The organism is Pantoea sp. Cr_R13, assembly GCF_029222565.1.
GTDB lineage: Bacteria > Pseudomonadota > Gammaproteobacteria > Enterobacterales > Enterobacteriaceae > Pantoea > Pantoea eucalypti.
The window spans coordinates 1-22,330 of sequence record NZ_JARHXL010000017.1 but is presented as its reverse complement, the minus strand read 5'-3'; the positions used below and the strand labels follow the sequence as shown (position 1 = coordinate 22,330).

General features: G+C 54.2%; 16 protein-coding genes and 1 riboswitch. Of the genes, 10 read left to right on the top strand and 6 right to left on the bottom strand.

The window, feature by feature from the left end; all coding sequences use genetic code 11:
• Positions 1-45 precede the first annotated feature (45 nt).
• From rplL to rpoC, 3 genes are all read left to right on the top strand, one after another.
• Entirely contained in the window at positions 46-408 is a 363-nt protein-coding gene (gene rplL, locus P2R09_RS16915; RefSeq protein WP_008927142.1) for a 50S ribosomal protein L7/L12, read from the top strand.
• 329 nt (positions 409-737) lie between these two features.
• The gene (rpoB, locus tag P2R09_RS16910; RefSeq protein WP_008927143.1) at positions 738-4,766 is read left to right on the top strand and encodes a DNA-directed RNA polymerase subunit beta; all 4,029 of its coding nucleotides are present in this window, start codon (positions 738-740) and stop codon (positions 4,764-4,766) included.
• Positions 4,767-4,895: 129 nt separating this feature from the next.
• On the top strand, positions 4,896-9,119 hold the full coding sequence (gene rpoC, locus P2R09_RS16905; protein WP_003850116.1) for a DNA-directed RNA polymerase subunit beta': 4,224 nt from the start codon (positions 4,896-4,898) through the stop codon (positions 9,117-9,119).
• 55 nt (positions 9,120-9,174) lie between these two features.
• Here rpoC and P2R09_RS16900 read toward each other — a convergent pair whose 3' ends face one another.
• Positions 9,175-9,357, bottom strand: a complete 183-nt coding sequence (locus tag P2R09_RS16900) for a DUF1127 domain-containing protein (protein WP_039660706.1) — start codon at positions 9,355-9,357, stop codon at positions 9,175-9,177.
• Positions 9,358-9,531: 174 nt separating this feature from the next.
• Here P2R09_RS16900 and P2R09_RS16895 point away from each other — a divergent pair, with 174 nt between their 5' ends.
• On the top strand, positions 9,532-10,986 hold the full coding sequence (locus P2R09_RS16895) for a PLP-dependent aminotransferase family protein (RefSeq protein ID WP_275771436.1): 1,455 nt from the start codon (positions 9,532-9,534) through the stop codon (positions 10,984-10,986).
• Positions 10,987-11,179: 193 nt separating this feature from the next.
• On the opposite strand, the gene thiE is transcribed toward P2R09_RS16895, so the two are convergent.
• The 3 genes from thiE to P2R09_RS16880 form a co-directional block, all read right to left on the bottom strand.
• A complete protein-coding gene (gene thiE / locus P2R09_RS16890; protein WP_275771434.1) occupies positions 11,180-11,806 on the bottom strand; it encodes a thiamine phosphate synthase in 627 nt (208 codons plus the stop codon).
• A 2-nt stretch (positions 11,807-11,808) separates the two neighbouring features.
• Complete coding sequence (thiC, locus tag P2R09_RS16885) at positions 11,809-13,731, bottom strand: phosphomethylpyrimidine synthase ThiC (RefSeq protein WP_275771431.1); 1,923 nt, start codon at positions 13,729-13,731, stop codon at positions 11,809-11,811.
• Between the two features lie 87 nt (positions 13,732-13,818).
• Positions 13,819-13,919: riboswitch (TPP riboswitch) on the bottom strand.
• Positions 13,920-14,072: 153 nt separating this feature from the next.
• On the bottom strand, positions 14,073-14,579 hold the full coding sequence (locus P2R09_RS16880) for an Rsd/AlgQ family anti-sigma factor (protein WP_003850126.1): 507 nt from the start codon (positions 14,577-14,579) through the stop codon (positions 14,073-14,075).
• 89 nt (positions 14,580-14,668) lie between these two features.
• On the opposite strand from P2R09_RS16880, the gene nudC reads away from it, so the two are divergent.
• The 6 genes from nudC to P2R09_RS16850 all read left to right on the top strand — a co-directional run bounded on the left by nudC (position 14,669) and on the right by P2R09_RS16850 (position 19,065).
• Entirely contained in the window at positions 14,669-15,439 is a 771-nt protein-coding gene (nudC, locus tag P2R09_RS16875; protein WP_275771428.1) for an NAD(+) diphosphatase, read from the top strand.
• A gap of 40 nt (positions 15,440-15,479) precedes the next feature.
• On the top strand, positions 15,480-16,547 hold the full coding sequence (gene hemE, locus P2R09_RS16870) for a uroporphyrinogen decarboxylase (RefSeq protein WP_010672222.1): 1,068 nt from the start codon (positions 15,480-15,482) through the stop codon (positions 16,545-16,547).
• 2 nt (positions 16,548-16,549) lie between these two features.
• Positions 16,550-17,218, top strand: a complete 669-nt coding sequence (nfi, locus tag P2R09_RS16865) for a deoxyribonuclease V (RefSeq protein WP_003850133.1) — start codon at positions 16,550-16,552, stop codon at positions 17,216-17,218.
• 63 nt (positions 17,219-17,281) lie between these two features.
• Positions 17,282-17,872 (top strand): YjaG family protein, encoded by a 591-nt coding sequence (locus P2R09_RS16860; protein ID WP_003850135.1) that lies wholly within the window; start codon positions 17,282-17,284, stop codon positions 17,870-17,872.
• A gap of 188 nt (positions 17,873-18,060) precedes the next feature.
• On the top strand, positions 18,061-18,333 hold the full coding sequence (gene hupA, locus P2R09_RS16855) for a nucleoid-associated protein HU-alpha (protein ID WP_003850136.1): 273 nt from the start codon (positions 18,061-18,063) through the stop codon (positions 18,331-18,333).
• A 69-nt stretch (positions 18,334-18,402) separates the two neighbouring features.
• Positions 18,403-19,065 carry a DUF1481 domain-containing protein gene (locus P2R09_RS16850; RefSeq protein ID WP_275771422.1) on the top strand — a complete coding sequence of 221 codons (663 nt, stop codon included), beginning with the start codon at positions 18,403-18,405 and terminating at the stop codon, positions 19,063-19,065.
• 32 nt (positions 19,066-19,097) lie between these two features.
• Here P2R09_RS16850 and purD read toward each other — a convergent pair whose 3' ends face one another.
• Positions 19,098-20,378, bottom strand: coding sequence for a phosphoribosylamine--glycine ligase (purD, locus tag P2R09_RS16845; RefSeq protein WP_003850141.1), 1,281 nt, complete (start codon positions 20,376-20,378; stop codon positions 19,098-19,100).
• A 19-nt stretch (positions 20,379-20,397) separates the two neighbouring features.
• A complete protein-coding gene (gene purH / locus P2R09_RS16840; protein WP_275771420.1) occupies positions 20,398-21,987 on the bottom strand; it encodes a bifunctional phosphoribosylaminoimidazolecarboxamide formyltransferase/IMP cyclohydrolase in 1,590 nt (529 codons plus the stop codon).
• Positions 21,988-22,330: the final 343 nt, after the last annotated feature.

Below are 22,330 nucleotides of genomic sequence, written 5' to 3'. Positions count from 1 at the left end.
ACTTGCTTACGTATAAACTTTTTCTGATTCTTAGGAACAATTGTCATGTCTATCACTAAAGACCAAATTCTGGAAGCTGTTGCAGCGATGTCCGTAATGGAAGTTGTTGAGCTGGTTTCTGCAATGGAAGAAAAATTCGGCGTTTCTGCTGCTGCTGCTGTAGCTGTTGCTGCTGGCCCGGCTGAAGCTGTTGAAGAAAAAACTGAATTCGACGTAGTCCTGAAAGCTGTTGGCCCGAACAAGGTAGCAGTAATCAAAGCCGTACGTACTGCAACTGGTCTGGGCCTGAAAGAAGCCAAAGACCTGGTTGAAGCAACTGGTGTGATCAAAGAAGCAATCAGCAAAGACGACGCAGCTGCACTTGAAGCTGCTCTGAAAGAAGCTGGCGCTGAAGTTGAAGTTAAGTAAGACAACCTTCGGGTTGCAGTCTGAGTAGTTTCAGACTGATGGCTGGTGACTTTTTGGTCACCAGCCTTTTTGCGCTACAGGGTCTCAATGGGGTTTCACACTGTTTGTCCATTGTTACTCTTCAATATCTTTCTCTATCGACGACTTAATATACCGCTTTCCTGTGCGGGTTCCCTGCCTTCTCAAAAGCGATGAAATGATTTAAGCGTGATAGAAAGAGGTATTGCACTGCTGCCGCGCAGCCAGTGAATCAAACAAAATCGTGTTGCATGAACTGTCCTGTCAGGACGGACAGCGTGGGTCGACTTGTCAGCTAGCTGAGGAACCCTATGGTTTACTCCTATACCGAGAAAAAACGTATTCGTAAGGATTTTGGTAAACGTCCGCAAGTACTGGACATACCTTATCTCCTTTCCATCCAGCTCGACTCGTTCCAGAAGTTTATCGAGCAAGATCCAGAAGGTCAGTACGGACTGGAAGCTGCATTCCGTTCTGTATTCCCTATTGCGAGCTACAGCGGCAACTCTGAGTTGCAGTATGTGAGCTATCGCCTGGGTGAACCTGTCTTTGACGTGAAAGAGTGTCAGATCCGTGGCGTGACCTATTCGGCACCGCTGCGCGTGAAACTGCGTCTGGTGGTCTATGAGCGCGAAGCGCCAGAAGGCACCGTAAAAGACATTAAAGAACAAGAAGTCTACATGGGCGAAATTCCGCTCATGACCGACAACGGTACCTTTGTTATCAATGGTACCGAGCGCGTTATCGTTTCTCAGCTGCACCGTAGTCCTGGCGTGTTCTTTGATAGCGATAAGGGTAAAACCCACTCATCGGGTAAAGTGCTGTACAACGCACGTATCATCCCTTACCGCGGATCATGGCTCGACTTTGAGTTTGACCCGAAAGATAACCTGTTTGTCCGTATTGACCGTCGTCGTAAGCTGCCGGCCACTATCATCCTGCGTGCGTTGCAGTTCACTACACCTCAGATCCTCGATATCTTCTTCGAGAAAGTGGTGTTTGAAATCCGTGACAACAAGCTGCAGATGGAGCTGGTGCCTGAGCGCCTGCGCGGTGAAACCGCTACCTTCGATATCGAAGCAAACGGCACCGTCTACGTCGAAAAAGCACGCCGTATTACTGCGCGCCATATCCGTCAGCTGGAAAAAGATGGCATTCAGCACATCGAAGTTCCGGTTGAATATATCGCGGGCAAAGTGGTCGCTAAAGACTACATCGATGAGAGCACCGGTGAGCTGATCATTGCAGCGAACATGGAACTGTCACTGGATCTGCTGGCTAAACTGAGCCAGTCCGGTCACAAGCGCATCGAAACGCTGTTCACCAACGATCTGGACCACGGTCCTTATATCTCCGAGACCCTCCGTGTCGACCCAACCAGCGATCGCCTGAGCGCACTGGTTGAGATCTACCGCATGATGCGTCCTGGTGAGCCGCCAACACGCGAAGCAGCAGAGAACCTGTTTGAGAACCTGTTCTTCTCTGAAGATCGTTACGATCTGTCTGCTGTTGGTCGTATGAAGTTCAACCGCTCATTACTGCGTGATGAAATCGAAGGTTCAGGCATCCTGAGCAAAGACGACATCATCGAAGTGATGAAGAAGCTGATCGACATCCGTAACGGTAAAGGCGAAGTGGACGATATCGACCACCTCGGTAACCGTCGTATTCGTTCAGTCGGTGAAATGGCTGAGAACCAGTTCCGTGTGGGTCTGGTGCGTGTTGAGCGTGCGGTTAAAGAGCGTCTGTCACTGGGCGACCTGGATACCCTGATGCCACAGGACATGATCAACGCGAAGCCGATTTCGGCTGCGGTGAAAGAGTTCTTTGGTTCAAGCCAGCTTTCTCAGTTCATGGATCAGAACAACCCGCTGTCAGAGATTACGCATAAACGTCGTATTTCTGCTCTCGGCCCGGGTGGTTTGACGCGTGAGCGTGCCGGCTTCGAAGTGCGTGACGTACACCCAACGCACTACGGTCGTGTCTGCCCAATCGAAACCCCTGAAGGCCCGAACATCGGTCTGATCAACTCCTTGTCTGTTTATGCACAGACGAACGAGTACGGTTTCCTTGAGACACCTTATCGCCGTGTTATCGACGGTCTGGTTTCTGACGAGATTCATTACCTTTCTGCTATCGAAGAGGGTAACTACGTTATCGCTCAGGCGAACGCCCCTCTTGATGATAACGGCGCGTTTGTTGATGACTTAGTCACCTGCCGTAGCAAAGGCGAATCAAGTCTGTTCAGCCGTGATCAGGTTGACTACATGGACGTTTCGACCCAACAGATCGTTTCTGTCGGTGCGTCCCTGATCCCGTTCCTGGAACACGATGACGCCAACCGCGCCCTGATGGGTGCGAACATGCAACGTCAGGCCGTTCCGACTCTGCGTGCTGACAAGCCGCTGGTTGGTACCGGTATGGAACGTGCTGTTGCTGTTGACTCCGGTGTTACCGCCGTTGCGAAACGTGGCGGTACCGTTCAGTACGTCGACGCATCACGTATCGTTATCAAAGTGAACGAAGACGAAATGCATGCTGGCGAAGCCGGTATCGACATTTATAACCTGACCAAATATACCCGTTCTAACCAGAACACCTGCATCAACCAGATGCCATGTGTTTCTCTGGGTGAGCCGGTTGAGCGCGGCGACGTGCTGGCAGATGGCCCGTCCACCGATCTGGGTGAACTGGCACTGGGCCAGAACATGCGCGTAGCGTTCATGCCGTGGAACGGCTACAACTTCGAAGACTCCATCCTGGTCTCCGAGCGTGTGGTTCAGGAAGATCGCTTTACGACTATCCATATTCAGGAACTGGCTTGCGTGTCGCGTGACACCAAACTGGGGCCGGAAGAGATTACCGCTGATATCCCGAACGTGGGTGAGGCCGCTCTCTCTAAACTGGATGAGTCAGGCATTGTCTACATCGGTGCTGAAGTGACCGGTGGTGACATTCTGGTGGGTAAGGTCACGCCGAAAGGTGAGACCCAGCTGACGCCAGAAGAAAAACTGCTGCGCGCTATCTTCGGTGAAAAAGCCTCTGACGTGAAAGATTCGTCACTGCGCGTACCGAATGGCGTGTCAGGCACCGTGATCGACGTTCAGGTCTTTACCCGCGATGGCGTGGAAAAAGACAAACGTGCGCTGGAAATCGAAGAGATGCAGCTGAAGCAGGCCAAAAAAGACCTGTCTGAAGAACTGCAGATTCTGGAAGCGGGCCTGTTCAGCCGTATTCAGAACGTCCTGATTTCTGGTGGCGTTGAAGCAGACAAACTGGACAAGCTGCCGCGCGAGCGCTGGCTGGAACTGGGTCTGACTGACGAAGCCAAGCAAAACCAGCTGGAGCAGCTGGCAGAGCAGTACGACGAACTGAAGCACGAGTTTGAGAAAAAACTCGAAGGTAAGCGTCGTAAAATCACCCAGGGCGATGATCTGGCACCAGGCGTGCTGAAAATCGTTAAGGTTTATCTGGCTGTTAAGCGTCAGATTCAGCCGGGTGACAAAATGGCAGGCCGTCACGGTAACAAAGGTGTTATCTCCAAGATCAACCCGATTGAAGATATGCCTTACGATGAAAACGGCACGCCGGTTGACATCGTTCTGAACCCGCTGGGCGTACCATCGCGTATGAACATCGGTCAGATTCTGGAAACCCACCTGGGTATGGCAGCGAAAGGCATCGGCGAGAAGATCAACGCCATGCTGAAGAAGCAGGAAGAAGTCGCGAAACTGCGCGAATTCATCCAGCGCGCCTATGACCTGGGTAGCGATCTGCGTCAGAAAGTTGACCTGAACACCTTCTCCGATGACGAAGTTCTTCGTCTGGCAGAGAACCTGAAGAAAGGTATGCCAATCGCCACTCCGGTGTTTGATGGCGCGAAAGAGAGCGAAATCAAAGAGCTGCTGCAGCTCGGCGGCTTGCCTTCTTCCGGTCAGATTACCCTGTTTGACGGCCGTACCGGTGAGCAGTTCGAACGTCAGGTAACCGTTGGCTACATGTACATGCTGAAACTCAACCACCTGGTTGATGACAAGATGCATGCACGTTCAACCGGTTCCTACAGCCTGGTTACTCAGCAGCCGCTGGGTGGTAAGGCACAGTTCGGTGGTCAGCGCTTTGGTGAGATGGAAGTATGGGCACTGGAAGCATACGGTGCCGCGTATACCCTGCAGGAAATGCTTACCGTTAAGTCTGATGACGTCAACGGCCGTACCAAGATGTATAAAAACATCGTTGACGGTAACCATCAGATGGAACCGGGCATGCCGGAATCCTTCAACGTACTGTTGAAAGAGATTCGCTCGCTGGGTATCAACATCGAGCTGGAAGACGAGTAACCCCTTTTCAGGCTGCGGTTCGCCGTCGCCTGATAGCGCAGGGTTTAAAGCGCTCGCAATTGTACTGGTTACGGGGCGTTCAATTTCGGTTGGACGCCCTCTGAGTCTCACTCCGACGGGAGCTAATCCGTGAAAGACTTACTTAAGTTTCTGAAAGCGCAAACTAAGACCGAAGAGTTTGATGCGATCAAAATTGCGCTGGCTTCGCCAGACATGATCCGTTCCTGGTCTTTTGGTGAAGTGAAAAAGCCAGAAACCATTAACTACCGTACTTTTAAGCCAGAGCGCGATGGTCTGTTCTGTGCCCGTATCTTCGGGCCGGTAAAAGACTATGAGTGCCTGTGCGGCAAGTATAAGCGCCTGAAACACCGTGGTGTGATTTGTGAGAAGTGCGGCGTTGAAGTGACCCAGACTAAAGTACGCCGTGAGCGTATGGGCCACATTGAACTGGCGTCGCCGACTGCGCACATCTGGTTCCTGAAGTCACTGCCATCGCGTATCGGCTTACTGCTGGATATGCCACTGCGTGACATCGAGCGCGTGCTCTACTTTGAATCTTACGTGGTAATCGAAGGTGGCATGACCAACCTCGAGAAGCGTCAGATCCTGACTGAAGAGCAGTACCTTGACGCTCTGGAAGAGTTCGGTGACGAGTTCGACGCCAAAATGGGCGCCGAAGCGATCCAGGCCCTGTTGAAAAACATGGATCTGGAGCAGGAGTGCGAGCAGCTGCGTGAAGAGCTGAACGAAACCAACTCCGAAACCAAACGTAAAAAGCTGACCAAGCGTATCAAGCTGCTGGAAGCGTTCGTACAGTCTGGCAACAAGCCAGAGTGGATGATCCTGACCGTGCTGCCTGTTCTGCCCCCGGATCTGCGTCCGCTGGTACCGCTGGATGGTGGCCGTTTCGCAACGTCGGATCTGAACGATCTTTATCGTCGCGTAATCAACCGTAACAACCGTCTGAAGCGCCTGCTGGATCTGGCTGCGCCAGATATCATCGTACGCAACGAAAAGCGTATGTTGCAGGAAGCGGTCGATGCACTGCTGGACAACGGTCGTCGCGGTCGTGCGATCACCGGTTCCAACAAGCGTCCGCTGAAATCGCTGGCTGACATGATCAAAGGTAAGCAGGGTCGTTTCCGTCAGAACCTGCTGGGTAAACGTGTCGACTATTCTGGTCGTTCGGTTATCACCGTTGGTCCATACCTGCGTCTGCATCAGTGCGGTCTGCCTAAGAAAATGGCACTCGAACTGTTCAAACCGTTCATTTACGGCAAGCTGGAACTGCGTGGCCTGGCCACCACCATCAAAGCCGCGAAGAAAATGGTTGAGCGCGAAGAAGCGGTTGTCTGGGATATCCTCGACGAAGTGATCCGTGAGCACCCGGTTCTTCTGAACCGTGCGCCTACGCTGCACCGTCTGGGTATTCAGGCCTTTGAACCGGTTCTGATCGAAGGTAAAGCAATCCAGCTGCACCCACTGGTTTGTGCGGCCTATAACGCCGACTTCGATGGTGACCAGATGGCTGTTCACGTACCGCTGACGCTGGAAGCCCAGCTGGAAGCGCGTGCGCTGATGATGTCGACCAACAACATCCTGTCACCTGCGAACGGCGAGCCAATCATCGTTCCTTCTCAGGACGTTGTACTGGGCCTGTATTACATGACCCGTGACTGTGTTAACGCTAAAGGCGAAGGCATGGTGCTGACTGGCCCGAAAGAAGCTGAGCGTGTTTATCGCGCTGGCCTGGCCTCTCTGCACGCTCGCGTTAAAGTGCGTATCACTGAACACGAGAAAAACGAGCAGGATGAGTGGGTTGCTAAAACCAGCATCATCGATACAACGATTGGCCGCGCCATCCTGTGGATGATCGTGCCGAAAGGTCTGCCGTTCTCTATCGTTAACCAGGCGCTGGGCAAAAAAGCTATCTCCAAAATGCTTAACACCTGTTACCGCATTCTGGGTCTGAAGCCGACGGTTATCTTTGCTGACCAGACCATGTACACCGGTTTCGCTTACGCTGCCCGTTCAGGCGCGTCAGTCGGTATCGATGATATGGTTATTCCAGAGAAGAAAGTGGAAATCATCACCGAAGCGGAAGCGGAAGTGGCTGAAATTCAGGAACAGTTCCAGTCTGGTCTGGTAACCGCAGGCGAACGTTACAACAAAGTCATCGATATCTGGGCAGCAGCCAACGAACGTGTTGCCAAGGCGATGATGGAAAACCTCTCTACCGAAGTTGTGATTAACCGCGACGGTGCAGAAGAGCGACAGGTTTCCTTTAACAGCATCTTTATGATGGCCGACTCTGGTGCGCGTGGTTCTGCTGCACAGATTCGTCAGCTGGCCGGTATGCGTGGTCTGATGGCGAAACCAGATGGTTCCATCATCGAAACACCAATCACGGCGAACTTCCGTGAAGGGTTGAACGTACTTCAGTACTTCATCTCAACCCACGGTGCACGTAAAGGTCTGGCGGATACCGCACTGAAAACAGCGAACTCCGGTTATCTGACGCGTCGTCTGGTTGACGTTGCACAGGATCTGGTTGTTACCGAAGATGACTGTGGTACACACGAAGGCATCATGATGACGCCTGTCATCGAAGGTGGCGACGTTAAAGAGCCACTGCGTGAACGTGTACTGGGTCGTGTGACGGCAGAAGACGTTCTGAAGCCGGGCACTGCTGACATTCTGGTCCCACGCAACACGCTGCTCGATGAGCACTGGTGTGACGTGCTGGAACTGAACTCAGTTGATAGCCTGAAAGTCCGCTCTGTTGTAGGTTGTGAAACCGACTTTGGTGTGTGTGCGCATTGCTACGGTCGCGACCTGGCACGTGGTCACATCATCAACAAAGGTGAAGCGATCGGTGTTATCGCAGCACAGTCCATCGGTGAGCCAGGTACACAGCTGACGATGCGTACGTTCCACATCGGTGGTGCGGCATCACGTGCGGCTGCTGAATCCAGCATTCAGGTGAAGAACAAAGGTACCATCAAGCTGACCAACGCCAAGTCCGTAACGAACTCGGCAGGCAAGCTGGTGATCACCTCGCGTAACGTTGAACTGAAAATGATCGACGAATTTGGTCGTACCAAAGAGAGCTATAAAGTTCCTTATGGTTCTACCATGGCGAAAGGTGATGGTGAGCAGGTTGCCGCGGGCGAAACCGTTGCAAACTGGGATCCGCATACCATGCCAGTCATCACCGAAGTGGGCGGTTTCATTCGCTTCACTGACATGGTTGATGGCCAGACCATTACCCGTCAGACAGATGACTTAACCGGTCTCTCTTCGCTGGTGGTTCTGGACAGTGCTGAACGTACTGCAGGCGGTAAAGATCTGCGTCCTGCGCTGAAAATTGTTGATGCCAACGGCAACGACGTTCTGATCCCGGGCACCGATATGCCGGCTCAGTACTTCCTGCCAGGTAAAGCGATTGTTCAGCTGGAAGATGGCGTTAAGATCAGTGCCGGTGACACGTTAGCGCGTGTTCCGCAGGAATCTGGCGGTACCAAAGATATCACCGGTGGTCTGCCACGCGTTGCTGACCTGTTCGAAGCACGTCGTCCGAAAGAGCCCGCGATTCTGGCAGAGATCAGCGGCATTATCTCCTTCGGTAAAGAGACCAAAGGTAAGCGTCGTCTGGTCATTACCCCGCTGGATGGTAGCGAGCCGTACGAAGAGATGATTCCGAAATGGCGTCAGCTGAACGTGTTCGAAGGTGAACGTGTTGAGCGCGGTGACGTGGTTTCCGATGGCCCAGAGTCTCCACATGACATCCTGCGCTTGCGTGGCGTGCATGCGGTGACCCGTTACATCACTAACGAAGTGCAGGAAGTTTACCGTCTGCAGGGCGTTAAGATTAACGATAAGCACATCGAAGTCATCGTTCGTCAGATGCTGCGTAAAGCAACTATCGTGAGCGCAGGAAGTGCAGACTTCCTGGAAGGTGAGCAGGCTGAATTCTCTCGCATCAAGATCTCTAACCGTGATCTGGAAGCGAACGGAAAAGTTGGCGCAACCTTCATGCGTGACCTGTTGGGTATTACCAAAGCGTCACTGGCTACCGAATCGTTCATCTCTGCAGCATCGTTCCAGGAGACGACACGTGTCCTGACCGAAGCAGCAGTTGCAGGCAAGCGCGACGAACTGCGCGGCCTGAAAGAGAACGTCATCGTGGGTCGTCTGATCCCGGCCGGTACCGGTTATGCGTACCATCAGGATCGTATGCGCCGTAAAGCGGCAGGTGAAGTGCCGGTTGCACCGCAGGTTACTGCGGATGAAGCCTCAGCCAGCCTGGCTGAACTGTTGAACGCCGGTCTCGGCGGCAACAAAAACGATTAATCGTTCTTTGCCTGATAAAAACCCTGCCTCGGCAGGGTTTTTTTTTGTCTGTGATTCAGGCATTCCAGTCGTTGCGCCTGAGACCAATGTCTTTCAACTGACTGTCACTCAGTTTCGACAGGATGACGCGGGTTTCACGCCGTAGTTGCCAGCGTTTATAACTGCGCCACACGAAACGAACCAGCTGGTAAGGCGTGCCTGTAAAGGGTTTAGCTGCGCGATTCTCGTCGTATCCCATGATAGTGCCCTCAGTGAAGTATCTGAGGACCATTTTCATCGCATCGCTCTGTATGATACAGACGCAAAAAACATCTTTTTTTAACATACAGATTGCGGTTGTCGTGATCTGAATGGTAAAAAAGAAGCATAACTGTACTGGTTAATACTCATCATCTGAGACAGAGGAAATACAATGACGCGATATGAACATCTGGCCACACTGCTGGCTCAGCGCATTGAACAGGGTTTATATCGCAGTGGTGAGCGCCTGCCTTCGGTACGCAGTCTGAGTGCCGAACATGGCGTCAGTATCAGCACCGTACAGCAGGCTTATCATCTGCTGGAAGAGAAGCAGATGATCACGCCGCAGTCTCGCTCCGGCTATTTTGTCGCCTCGCGCAAAGCGACACCCCCGATGCCTGCGCTGACCCGTCCTGCACAGCGGCCGGTTGAGGTGACGCAGTGGGATGCGGTACTGGAGCTGATTAACAGCCGACTGGAGGATGATGTGTTGCAGCTGGGCAGCGGTATGCCGGATCTGACTCAGCCGACGCTTAAGCCGCTGTGGAAAGCATTCAGCCGTCAGGCGCAGAAGCAGGATATGGCGCTGCTGAATTATGACAACCTCTATGGTGTTCTCGCGCTGCGACAACAGGTTGCAAGACTGGCGATAGATAGCGGCTGCCAGCTCACCGCCGATGACATTGTTATTACCACCGGCTGCCATGAGGCGTTATCGGTCGCCGTTCGGGCCGTCTGCGAGCCTGGCGATATTATTGCCGTTGAGTCACCGTCGTTTCACGGCATCATGCAAACCCTGCGCGGCTTTGGCATTCGTGCCATTGAGATCCCAACAGATGCGGTCACCGGCATCAGTCTGGAAGCGCTGGAACTGGCCTTTGATCAATGGCCGATTAAAGCAGTCGTTGTTGTGCCGAACTGCAATAATCCGCTGGGATTCATCATGCCCGAACAGCGTAAGCGGGCATTGCTGGCGCTGGCGCAGCGGTTTGATGCGGCGGTAATCGAAGATGATGTTTATGGTGAGTTAGCCTGGGAATACCCACGCCCACCTACCATTAAAGCGCTGGATCTCGATGGCCGGGTTCTGCTATGCAGCTCTTTTTCTAAAACGCTGGCGCCCGGTTTGCGTGTCGGCTGGGTTGCGCCAGGCCGCTATCGTGACCGCGTGCTGCACATGAAATATATAGTCACAGGCTCCACCGCCACGCAGCCTCAGCATGCGGTCTCCGAGTTTATCCGCCAGGGCCACTATCAGCCTCATCTGCGCCGTATGCGGCAAATCTATCATCGTAACTATGAAACCTTTAGCTGCTGGGTACGCCACTACTTTCCCTGCGGCATCTGCGTTTCCCGCCCTCAGGGCGGTTTTCTGATGTGGATTGAACTCCCGGAAGCATTTGATGCGGTCCGGCTTAACCGGGAACTGCGCGAGTCAAAAATTCAGATTGCCGTAGGCTCACTCTTTTCAGCCTCGGGCAAATATCGCAACTGCCTGCGCTTAAACTACGGGCTGCCAATAAACGAGCAAACTGAACAGGCGCTGGCGCAGGTGGGTGCGGCCGTCGAACGTGCCATGCTCTCGTGCCAGCATGAGCCGCAGACTTCAGCCTCTGCTATCGTATAGAGAAAAGAAGAAGCAGGGCCGGCAAGAGGAGGGAACCGGCCCTGGTCAGTTAATCTTAACCTGACGGATGCCACGTTAAGGTTTTGGCTCACAGCACGCCAGCGGCAACCTTTACGTTTGCGCGCTGCTTTCCCGGAAGAAAGCGGGCATTACCCGTTTTTCAGCGGCTATGTGGTACAGCTTCCACAAATCCTTAATGGCCAGGCTCTGCCAGCGCCATCAGTGTCCGGGTTGCTTCACGCCAGTCATCTGCCTGAGTAATCGCACTCACTACCGCAATACTCCCAACGCCGGTTGCCAGTACCTCAGGTGCTCGCGCAATCGAGATACCGCCAATCGCCACAGTGGGAATATGCGTCAGGCGTGCCAGATGTCGCTTCAGCTGCTCAATGCCCTGCGGCGCAGAAGGCATCTCTTTGGTCTGCGTCGGGAAAATATGCCCAAGTGCGATGTAAGAGGGCTGGATTGCCAGCGCGCGATCCAGCTCCGCGTCGTCATGGGTGGAGAGCCCCAGACGCAATCCGGCCTGATGAATGCGGGCAAGATCGGCCACATCCAGATCCTCCTGACCCAGATGCACGCCATAAGCCTGATGTTTAATCGCCAGCTGCCAGTAGTCATTGATAAACAGGCGTGCGTCATAGCGTTTTCCCAGTGCAATCGCCTGGGCAATAGCGGGCTCAGCAATCTCATCGGGCTGATCCTTAATGCGCAGCTGCAGCGTACGAACGCCCATCTCCAGCAGGCGTTCAATCCACTCGGGGCTATCAACCACCGGATAAAGCCCCAGACGCGGGGCGGTAGCAGGGAATGCGGGCATCGTTACTCCTCCTTAATGGCATCGGCAGGGTGATAAAGCTCACCGCCGTGGCTGCGAAAACGGTCTGACATCTGCGCCATGCCCACTTCAACCGGCTCGGCACGCGCATCCTGGCGTGCTGCAAACTCGCGCACCTCCTGAGAAATTTTCATTGAGCAGAATTTAGGGCCGCACATCGAGCAGAAATGAGCCACCTTTCCTGACTCCTGCGGCAGGGTTTCGTCATGCATAGCCCGGGCCGTGTGGGGATCCAGCGCCAGATTAAATTGATCTTCCCAGCGGAATTCAAAGCGCGCTTTGGACATGGCGTTATCACGGATCTGCGCACCGGGGTGGCCTTTGGCCAGATCGGCGGCATGCGCCGCGATTTTGTAGGTGATCAATCCCTGTTTCACATCCTCTTTGTTGGGCAGACCCAGATGCTCTTTGGGTGTGACATAACACAGCATCGCACAACCAAACCAGCCAATCATGGCGGCACCGATACCCGAGGTGAAATGGTCATAGCCGGGCGCGATATCGGTGGTCAGCGGACCGAGGGTGTAGAAGGGGGCTTCATCGCACAGGTCGAGCTGTTCCGTCATGTTGCGGCGGATCATATGCATCGGCACGTGGCCCGGACCTTCAATCATTACCTGAACATCATATTCCCAGGCAATACGGGTCAGTTCGCCCAGGGTACGCAGTTCGGCAAACTGCGCTTCATCGTTGGCGTCCTGAATCGAACCCGGACGCAGACCATCGCCCAGCGACAGGGAGACATCGTACGCCGCACAGATTTCACAGATCTCACGGAAGTGCTGATAGAGGAAACTCTCCTTATGATGGGACAGGCACCACTTCGCCATGATCGATCCGCCCCGTGAGACGATGCCGGTCAGACGTTTCGCCGTCATCGGGACATAGCGCAGCAGCACACCCGCGTGGATAGTGAAGTAATCGACGCCCTGTTCCGCCTGTTCAAGCAGCGTGTCCCGGAATATTTCCCAGTTCAGCGCCTCCGCCACGCCATTCACTTTTTCCAGCGCCTGATAGATTGGCACCGTACCAATAGGCACCGGGCTGTTACGCAAAATCCATTCGCGCGTTTCATGAATATAACGACCGGTAGAGAGATCCATCACCGTATCGGCACCCCAGCGAGTTGACCAGACCAGCTTTTCTACTTCTTCTTCAATGGAAGAGGTCACCGCCGAATTACCGATGTTGGCGTTAACCTTAACCAGAAAGTTGCGGCCTATGATCATGGGCTCTGATTCAGGGTGATTGATATTCGCCGGGATGATAGCGCGTCCGGCAGCAACTTCCTGACGCACAAACTCGGGGGTGATGCGGGCGGGCAGATGTGCACCAAAGCTGTGACCCGGATGCTGTTGCAGCAGCACATCACTGTGGATTCGCTCGCGACCCATGTTTTCGCGCAGAGCGATAAACTCCATCTCCGGGGTGATGATCCCCTGGCGGGCATAGTGCAGCTGCGTAACGCGGCGCCCGGCACGGGCACGGCGCGGTGTCGGAAGGTGATCGAAGCGCAGATGATCCAGCCCCTCGTCAGCCAGTCGCTGTTGGGTATAGCCTGAGCTGTTCTGTTCAAGAAGTTCGCTGTCGCCGCGTTCAGTAATCCAGCGCGCGCGCAGCTTTTCCAGGCCACGATGCACATCAATCTCTGCCGCGGGATCACCATAAGCGCCTGCCGTGTCATAGACCGGCACCGCTTCATTTTGCGCATAGAGAGGCTGTTCTTTGCTACCGCCAATGTGGGTCGGGCTCAGGGTAATTTCACGCATGGGTACGCGAATATCCTCCCGGCTGCCGGTAATCCAGATGCGACGGGACTGGGGAAAGGCACTGCCGCTTTGCAGAGAATCGATAAATTCCTGCGCCTGGGCACGCTGTTCACGACGGGTCATTTTTGGGTCAGACATAGCAATCTTCCTGTTAAGAGGGAACGATGCTTGTCCGGAGTTCGGAAGGAGTAACCGTATAGACAGCGTAAGCGTGCTGGCATACAGAGAATATTTACTCTTGTTCCCTTCGCAGGTTCTAACCTGATCAGGTTCCGCGGATCCCGAATTAACGGTCTCAGCCCGGCTGGGCACTCCGACAAGAAGCTACTTTTTGCACTGGCGTCCTGTAACAGACTCCGGCGTAAAAAGCTTAAATTTCAAAGCACAAATAAAAAAGGTTCGTTGGAAAGCGCTCCGCAGAACCTGTTTAGCATAAAAGGGCTGGAAGATAATCTCAACCCCTTTCCCGACGGCGATAATCAGGCCGGGCGGGCGATTTGGCTGTCATTCGCCACTGGCGGGGGGACGAGCTTGTTGTCCCATGCCAGCTGAATCAGCTTATCTTCAAGTGTAAACCGGGCTTCCAGCACTTCGCCCACTTCGGACAACGCCTGCTGGAAGGTCATGCAGTTTTCGTCATCAATCGCCTGCTGAAGGTGGCCGTCATAGAGCTGCATCAGACGTTCCGTATTGGCTTCCAGCGGGGGATAAATCTGCGCGGCAGCGATCATCGGGCTGTCGCCACTCATTTCACTGATCACACGCTCATAGATACTGAAGTGACCCGCAGAAAGATAATCGACCAGGCCATGACAGAAGTTGTCGAGCGCCTGTTCATCCAGACGCGTCAGCGCCTCTTTATTAGGTTTAAGACCCACCAGGTGATAATAGGTCACCAGTAGCTGACGACGGGCTTCAAGCCACGAATCGACCAGTTCATTACTGCCACCTACGCGTTCAGCCAGGACGTCTAACTGGTTAAGCATATCTAACTCCATGTGAGTTATAGTTGTTTATCTACACACTTAACATCAGGGCTTCAGCGTGCGATTTGACGCTAAGGATGACGAAATAAATGCAATGCGAAATCTCAAGCGTAGACGCTGGATGGTGGATTGTCAGCCATGAACAGAAAATTTGGTTGCCACAAGGTGATTTACCCCACGGAAACGCCGAAAAATTTGGTTTAACTGGCAGTAAGGCCCGGCCCATTGGTGAGTGGCAGGGCGAAAAAGTCTGGCTGATTTGTGAACCGCGTTCTGCCGATATGTTCTCAGTCCGTCAGCTAATCGATCAGGATGCAGCGCTGTTTCAGCTGGTGGGTCGCGGTGTTCAGCTGGCGGAATTCTACCGTTCTCATCGCTGGTGCGGCTATTGCGGCCATGAAATGCATCACAGTAAACATGAGTTTGCCTGTCTCTGCAGCCATTGCCGCGAGCGTTACTATCCGCAGATTGCACCCTGCATTATTGTAGCGATCCGTCGTGGCGATGAAATCCTGCTGGCGAATCATGCCCGCCATCGCAATAAGGTCTACACCGTGCTGGCGGGGTTTGTTGAAGTCGGTGAGACACTGGAGCAGGCCGTGGCCCGTGAAGTGATGGAAGAGAGCAATATCCGCGTCAAAAATGTCCGTTACGTGACCTCCCAGCCGTGGCCCTTCCCGCAATCGCTGATGACAGCGTTTATGGCAGAGTATGACAGCGGCGATCTGCAACACGACGGCAAAGAACTGCTGGATGCGGCCTGGTTCCGTTTTGATGACTTGCCGTTGCTGCCACCTCCCGGCACCGTGGCGCGTCGTCTGATTGAAGATACTGTCGCCCTGTGCCGCGCCGAAGCGTGAAAGTGCTACACTACACGCCTGTTATTGAGAGAGTGTTGAGATGAGTGAACTGAAGAACGATCGTTATTTGCGTGCCCTGTTACGCCAGCCAGTTGATGTCACGCCGGTATGGATGATGCGACAAGCCGGGCGCTATTTGCCGGAGTACAAAGCGACACGCGCCCAGGCGGGTGACTTTATGTCGCTATGCAAAAACGCCGAGCTGGCCTGCGAAGTCACCCTGCAGCCGCTGCGCCGTTATCCGCTGGATGCCGCTATCCTCTTCAGTGACATCCTGACCATTCCTGATGCGATGGGACTGGGTCTCTACTTTGAAACCGGCGAAGGCCCGCGTTTCTCTAACCCTGTGACCTGTCGCGCTGACGTTGAGCGTTTACCGGTGCCCGATCCAGAAATGGAACTGGGCTACGTGATGAATGCGGTCCGCACCATCCGTAAGAACCTGAACGGCGATCTGCCGCTGATTGGCTTCTCGGGCAGTCCATGGACGCTGGCCACCTACATGGTGGAAGGTGGCAGCAGCAAGGCGTTTACCAAAATCAAAAAGATGATGTATGCCGATCCGGCTACGCTGCACGCGATGCTGGATAAGCTGGCTGACAGCGTCATCCTCTACCTCAATGCTCAGATCCGCGCCGGTGCGCAGTCTGTCATGGTGTTTGATACCTGGGGCGGCGTGCTGACCGGTCGTGATTATCGCGAGTTCTCACTTCACTACATGCATAAAATTGTTGATGGCCTGCTGCGTGAAAATGACGGTCGCCGCGTGCCGGTGACGCTCTTCACCAAAGGCGGCGGGCAGTGGCTGGAAGCGATGGCAGCCACCGGTTGTGATGCGCTGGGTCTCGACTGGACCACCGATATTGACGACGCCCGCCGTCGCGTGGGCGACAAAGTTGCGCTGCAGGGCAACATGGATCCTTCAATGCTCTATGCGGCACCGGAGCGTATTGAACAGGAAGTGGCCGGCATCCTGGAGCGTTTTGGCTCGGGTACCGGGCATGTCTTCAATCTGGGTCACGGCATTCATCTGGATGTACCACCTGAAAATGCGGGTGTCTTTGTTGAAGCGGTGCATCGTTTATCACGTCCCTGGCATCAGGAGTAATTATGGACATTGCCGCACTCCGCGCTGAGCAGTTACAACGCGCCGCTGAGGTAGTGCGTGAGGATGACTTTGATGTGCTGCCGCCCCGTTTTATCGGCGGGGCGGACGTTGGATTTGAGCAGGAAGGCACCGTAACGCGGGCGGCGATGGTGATACTGGAGTATCCCTCGCTAACGCTGGTGGAGCATCGTATCGCGCGCGTTGAGACCACCATGCCCTACATTCCGGGCTTTCTCTCATTTCGCGAGTATCCGGCACTGATGGCCGCCTGGCAGATGCTGGAACAAAAGCCGGACCTGCTGTTTGTGGATGGGCACGGTATTTCGCATCCAAGACGACTGGGCGTCGCATCGCATTTTGGCCTGCTGGTGGATGTGCCGACGATTGGCGTTGCGAAAAGCCGTTTGTGTGGTCGTTTTGACGATCTGGACGCGCAGCCCGGCAGCCGGCAGCCGCTGATCGACAAAGGTGAGCAAATTGGCTGGGTATGGCGCAGCAAGCTGCGTTGTAATCCGTTGTTTGTCGCCACGGGTCATCGCGTCAGCCTGAATACTGCGCTGCAGTGGGTCGAAAACTGTACGCGCGGTTACCGGTTGCCGGAACCGACCCGCTGGGCCGATGCGGTTGCCTCGAACAGAACCGCTTTCCAGCGCTGGCAAAACGCGCTTTAACACTGTTTGTGCTGCGGTTTTGCAGTTACACTGCGGCCAGCGAAACGAATAAGAGCCACCTTTATGTTACAAAATCCCGTTCATCTGCGTCTGGCGAAGCTGGAAAGCTGGCAGCACCTTACGTTTATGGCCTGCCTGTGCGAGCGCATGTATCCCAACTATCGGGCGTTCTGCGAGCAGACTGAATTTGCCGATCCGGCGCTCTATCGCCGCATTCTTGATCTGATCTGGGAAAACCTGACGGTCAAAGATGCGAAGATTAACTTCGACAGCCAGCTGGAAAAGCTCGAAGCTGCCATTCCGGATGGCGATGCGTTTGACGTTTACGGCGTTTACCCGGCTATTGATGCCTGTGTGGCACTAAGCGAAGTCGTGCATGCGCAGCTGAGCGGTGAAACGCTTGAACATGCAATTGAAGTCAGCGAGACGTCAATTACCACTGTCGCTATGCTGGAGATGACCCAGGCTGGACGCGAAATGACCGATGACGAGCTGCGTGAAAACCCGGCTATCATCGATGAGTGGGACCTTCAGTGGGAGATTTTCCGCCTGCTGGCGGAGTGTGAAGAGCGCGACCTTGAATTGATTAAAGGTCTGCGATCTGATCTGCGTGAAGCTGGAATTAGCAACATCGGTATAAATTTCCAGCAGTAAGGCGATAAAACGTGACTTCAGGCCCGAATTAGCGCGCCTGGAGGCTTCACATTGGCCCCCTGTCTGGTCTACATTTGGGGGGCTGAAAATTGTGGCTATCGGTGCGTGCAGGCAGAAGAGTGCCAGAATATGGCTTTTCCCTCGCACTCGTTGCTTAGCAAGCGATAAATACACTTTAAGGATAACTTATGAACAAGACTCAACTGATTGATGTGATCGCAGAAAAAGCTGACCTGTCTAAAACCCAGGCAAAGGCAGCGCTGGAATCTACTCTGGCTGCGATCACTGAGTCTCTGAAAGATGGTGATGCTGTACAACTGGTTGGTTTTGGTACTTTTAAAGTGAACCACCGCGCTGAGCGTACCGGTCGTAACCCGCAGACTGGCAAAGAGATCAAAATCGCTGCAGCAAATGTACCGGCATTCGTGTCTGGTAAAGCGCTGAAAGACGCCGTTAAGTAAGACGTCGCACTGCGGTTAAGCTTTAAAACAGGGGGCGTTTCGCCCCTTTTGTTTAAGAGGCCAGCCATCATGACCCCGCTGTTTCAGCGTTTTTCTATTCTGTTTCTCTCCCTGATTCTTTTCGGTTGCAGCTCAACTCCGGATATTCCTCCTTTTTCTGCCAGTGGCTATCTTGCCGATCGTGGTGTTGTCCGTATCTGGCGTAAAAATAGCGATCATCAGTCGGTCCATATTCGCACCCTCTATACGCCGTTCAGTGGCGGTGAAGGTGAAGTGACAGATTACGTCTGGCTGGAAGGGTCGTTGATCAGCATTCAGCGTCAGGTAAAGGGCAAACAGCCTGACGATGTGACCCTGCGCTTTGATCAGGCGGGTGGTCTCAACTTCATGCAGCGCCAGCTTGCAGGGCGGCGTGAGGCGGTCAGCCCGGATGCCATTGAGCTCTATAAGTTTGATGCGGAGCGGATGCGTAACCTCAGCGATGCGCTGTTAAGCGGCAGGGTGTTTCTGAAGCAGGGACACTGGCTGGGAAGCGATCGACTGGAGACGTGTGAAGGCCAGCAGGTCAGACCCGCTTTTGACGCTGACGATCGGCAGATGCTGATACAGCAGCAGCAGAGCGCATCGGCACCGCTCATGGTGTCGTGGCTTGAAGCGCCGGAAGGGATACAGTTGTTGCGGGTCAGTCAGCAGGATGACTGCTCACAGCAGCCGACAGAAGACGATATGTGAAGTGAAAAGGGGGCACGCTGTGCCCCCTGTGCTTATTTGCGATTAATGGCGCGGTAGCCAATATCGCGGCGACAGAAGCTACCCTGCCATGAGATCGGCTTTGTCAGCTCGTAAGCCCGCTTTTGTGCGGCTGCTACGTCGTCGCCCAGCGCGGTGACACACAGCACGCGGCCACCGTTGGTCAGCACCCGATCTTCTTCCAGACGTGTTCCGGCATGGAATACCTTACCGTCAGCCACTTCCTCCAGTGGCAGACCATGAATCTGGTCGCCCTGCGCATAATCACCCGGATAACCGCCAGCTGCCAGTACCACACCCAGCGCAGGTCGTGGATCCCATTGTGATGTTTTCTGATCCAGCTTACCGTCACAGGCAGCCAGGCAAAGATCGACCAGATCCGACTGCAGGCGCAGCATGATCGGCTGCGTTTCCGGATCGCCAAAGCGGCAGTTGAATTCAATCACTTTCGGCTGTCCGGTATGATCGATCATCAGGCCCGCATAAAGAAAACCGGTATAGACGTTGCCTTCAGCGGCCATGCCACGCACGGTCGGCCAGATCACCTGATCCATCACGCGCTGGTGGATCTCATCGGTAACCACCGGCGCCGGGGAGTAGGCACCCATGCCGCCCGTGTTGGGACCGGTGTCGCCATCACCCACACGCTTGTGATCCTGGCTGGTGGCCATGGGCAGCACATGCTCGCCGTCCACCATCACGATGAAGCTGGCTTCTTCGCCCTCCAGAAACTCTTCAATCACAATGCGGTGTCCGGCATCACCAAAGGCGTTACCGGCCAGCATATCCTGAACCGCATCTTCCGCTTCCTGCAGCGTCATCGCGACAATCACGCCTTTACCTGCGGCCAGGCCGTCGGCTTTTATAACGATTGGCGCGCCTTTCTCGCGCAGATATGCGAGAGCGGGCTCAACCTCGGTGAAGTTCTGGTATTCGGCACTCGGGATCTGATGACGTGACAGGAAATCTTTGGTGAAGGCTTTAGAACCTTCCAGCTGTGCTGCGGCCTGAGTCGGACCAAAGATAGCGAGGCCTGCCTTACGGAACGCATCGACCACGCCGATCACCAGCGGCGCTTCAGGTCCGACAATCGTCAGATCGATCTTTTCGCGCTGGGCAAATTCCAGCAGAGCGGGAACATCTGTCGCACTGATCGCAATATTCTGAAGCGCAGGCTCTAATGCGGTGCCCGCGTTACCCGGCGCGACAAACACCGTTTCCGCTAACGGCGACTGAGCAGCTTTCCAGGCCAGAGCATGTTCACGTCCGCCATTACCGATTACTAAAATTTTCATCTGTTACTCTCCAGAACAATTAATGGCGGAAGTGGCGCATGTCGGTGAAGATCATGGCAATGCCGTGCTCATCAGCCGCCGCAATCACTTCTTCATCACGGATGGAGCCGCCAGGCTGGATAACACAGCTCACGCCGGACGCCGCTGCAGCATCAATTCCATCACGGAACGGGAAGAAAGCATCTGACGCCATGGCGGATCCTTTGACTTCCAGACCTTCATCGGCTGCTTTGATACCTGCAATTTTAGCGGAGTAGACGCGGCTCATCTGCCCGGCACCTATACCAATTGTCATGTTGTCGCGCGCATAAACAATGGCATTGGACTTAACAAATTTCGCCACTTTCCAGCAGAACAGCGCATCACGCAGCTCCTGTTCGGTTGGCTGGCGTTTGCTGACCACACGCAACTGGCTGGCATCCACCATACCGAGATCGCGATCCTGGACCAGCAGGCCACCATTGACGCGTTTGAAATCCAGTGCGGCAGTACGGTTTTGCCACTGACCACAGATCAGCACACGGACATTCTGTTTAGCCGCGGTAATTTTCAGCGCGGCTTCGGAAACGGCGGGTGCAATGATCACCTCAACAAACTGACGGCTGATAATCGCCTGAGCCGTCGCTTCATCCAGCTCGCGGTTAAAGGCGATGATGCCGCCGAACGCGGAAGTTGGATCGGTCTGATAAGCCCGCTCATAGGCTGCCAGCAGATCATCACCGGTTGCGACACCACAAGGGTTTGCATGCTTGACGATGACGCAGGCGGGTTCACTGAACTCTTTGACACACTCGAGTGCAGCATCGGTGTCAGCAATATTGTTATAGGAGAGTGCCTTGCCCTGAACCTGCTGCGCAGTGGCCACTGAGGCTTCACTGATATTCTCTTCTATATAGAAGGCTGCATCCTGATGGCTGTTTTCGCCGTAACGCATGTCCTGCTTCTTAATGAAGTTCAGATTCAGGGTACGCGGGAAACGGCCAGCGGGTTGATTGCGTTCACCGTGATAGGCGGGCACCAGGGTGCCGAAGTAGTTAGCGATCATGCTGTCATAGGCGGCGGTGTGCTCGAAGGCTTTGATCGCCAGATCGAAACGGGTCTCAAGCGTCAACGCGCTCTCATGGGCATCCATTTCAGCGATGATGGCATCGTAGTCGCCGCTGTTAACCACGATGGCGACATCTTTATGGTTCTTGGCAGCGGAGCGCACCATGGTCGGGCCACCGATGTCGATGTTTTCCACCGCATCTTCCAGCGAGCATCCTTCACGGGCGACAGTCTGTGCAAAGGGATAAAGGTTAACGACCACCATGTCGATTGGGCTGATGTCGTGCTGCGCCATGATGGCATCATCCTTGCCGCGACGACCTAAAATGCCGCCGTGCACTTTCGGATGCAGGGTTTTGACGCGTCCATCCATCATTTCCGGGAAACCGGTGTAATCAGAGACTTCAGTGACAGCCAGACCCGCATCCGCCAGAAGGCGAGCGGTTCCGCCTGTAGAGAGCAGCTCGACACCGCGACTTGAGAGCGCCTGAGCAAATTCGAGGATACCGGCTTTGTCAGAGACACTGAGCAATGCGCGGCGTACAGGACGAGGTTGTTGCATGGTGGTTTATCCCTTGGCTTTGTTTCGCGTATATAAGAGCGTTACGTCAGGTTTCATAGCGGTTTTCTCTTCTATATAAGAAGAAAAGATCAAAAACCTCAGGTAACGCCCCGAAAAGGGGTGTCCGGAATATTGCCCGGCATTGTAGCGAAAACGTTTGCGTGATGCTCGCCTAAATTCATTTAGCCCGCTCTGTGTGGATAACATTGTGTGTAACTGCGTATAACAGCGGCTTTTGCTGTGGAATGCAGCGAACGCTCTCTTTTATGCAATTTATGGGTTGCGACTCTCCGACAACTCCCTATAATGCGCATCCATCAACACGGAACACCGGCAACGGAAA

Excerpts from the sequence above, each read along its gene's own strand:
- rplL (WP_008927142.1), top strand. The coding sequence starts at position 46 with ATGTCTATCACTAAAGACCAAATTCTGGAAGCTGTTGCAGCGATGTCC.
- rpoB (WP_008927143.1), top strand. The coding sequence starts at position 738 with ATGGTTTACTCCTATACCGAGAAAAAACGTATTCGTAAGGATTTTGGT.
- P2R09_RS16900 (WP_039660706.1), bottom strand. The coding sequence starts at position 9,357 with ATGGGATACGACGAGAATCGCGCAGCTAAACCCTTTACAGGCACGCCT.
- P2R09_RS16895 (WP_275771436.1), top strand. The coding sequence starts at position 9,532 with ATGACGCGATATGAACATCTGGCCACACTGCTGGCTCAGCGCATTGAA.
- thiE (WP_275771434.1), bottom strand. The coding sequence starts at position 11,806 with ATGCCCGCATTCCCTGCTACCGCCCCGCGTCTGGGGCTTTATCCGGTG.
- thiC (WP_275771431.1), bottom strand. The coding sequence starts at position 13,731 with ATGTCTGACCCAAAAATGACCCGTCGTGAACAGCGTGCCCAGGCGCAG.
- P2R09_RS16880 (WP_003850126.1), bottom strand. The coding sequence starts at position 14,579 with ATGCTTAACCAGTTAGACGTCCTGGCTGAACGCGTAGGTGGCAGTAAT.
- nudC (WP_275771428.1), top strand. The coding sequence starts at position 14,669 with ATGCAATGCGAAATCTCAAGCGTAGACGCTGGATGGTGGATTGTCAGC.
- hemE (WP_010672222.1), top strand. The coding sequence starts at position 15,480 with ATGAGTGAACTGAAGAACGATCGTTATTTGCGTGCCCTGTTACGCCAG.
- nfi (WP_003850133.1), top strand. The coding sequence starts at position 16,550 with ATGGACATTGCCGCACTCCGCGCTGAGCAGTTACAACGCGCCGCTGAG.
- P2R09_RS16860 (WP_003850135.1), top strand. The coding sequence starts at position 17,282 with ATGTTACAAAATCCCGTTCATCTGCGTCTGGCGAAGCTGGAAAGCTGG.
- hupA (WP_003850136.1), top strand. The coding sequence starts at position 18,061 with ATGAACAAGACTCAACTGATTGATGTGATCGCAGAAAAAGCTGACCTG.
- P2R09_RS16850 (WP_275771422.1), top strand. The coding sequence starts at position 18,403 with ATGACCCCGCTGTTTCAGCGTTTTTCTATTCTGTTTCTCTCCCTGATT.
- purD (WP_003850141.1), bottom strand. The coding sequence starts at position 20,378 with ATGAAAATTTTAGTAATCGGTAATGGCGGACGTGAACATGCTCTGGCC.
- purH (WP_275771420.1), bottom strand. The coding sequence starts at position 21,987 with ATGCAACAACCTCGTCCTGTACGCCGCGCATTGCTCAGTGTCTCTGAC.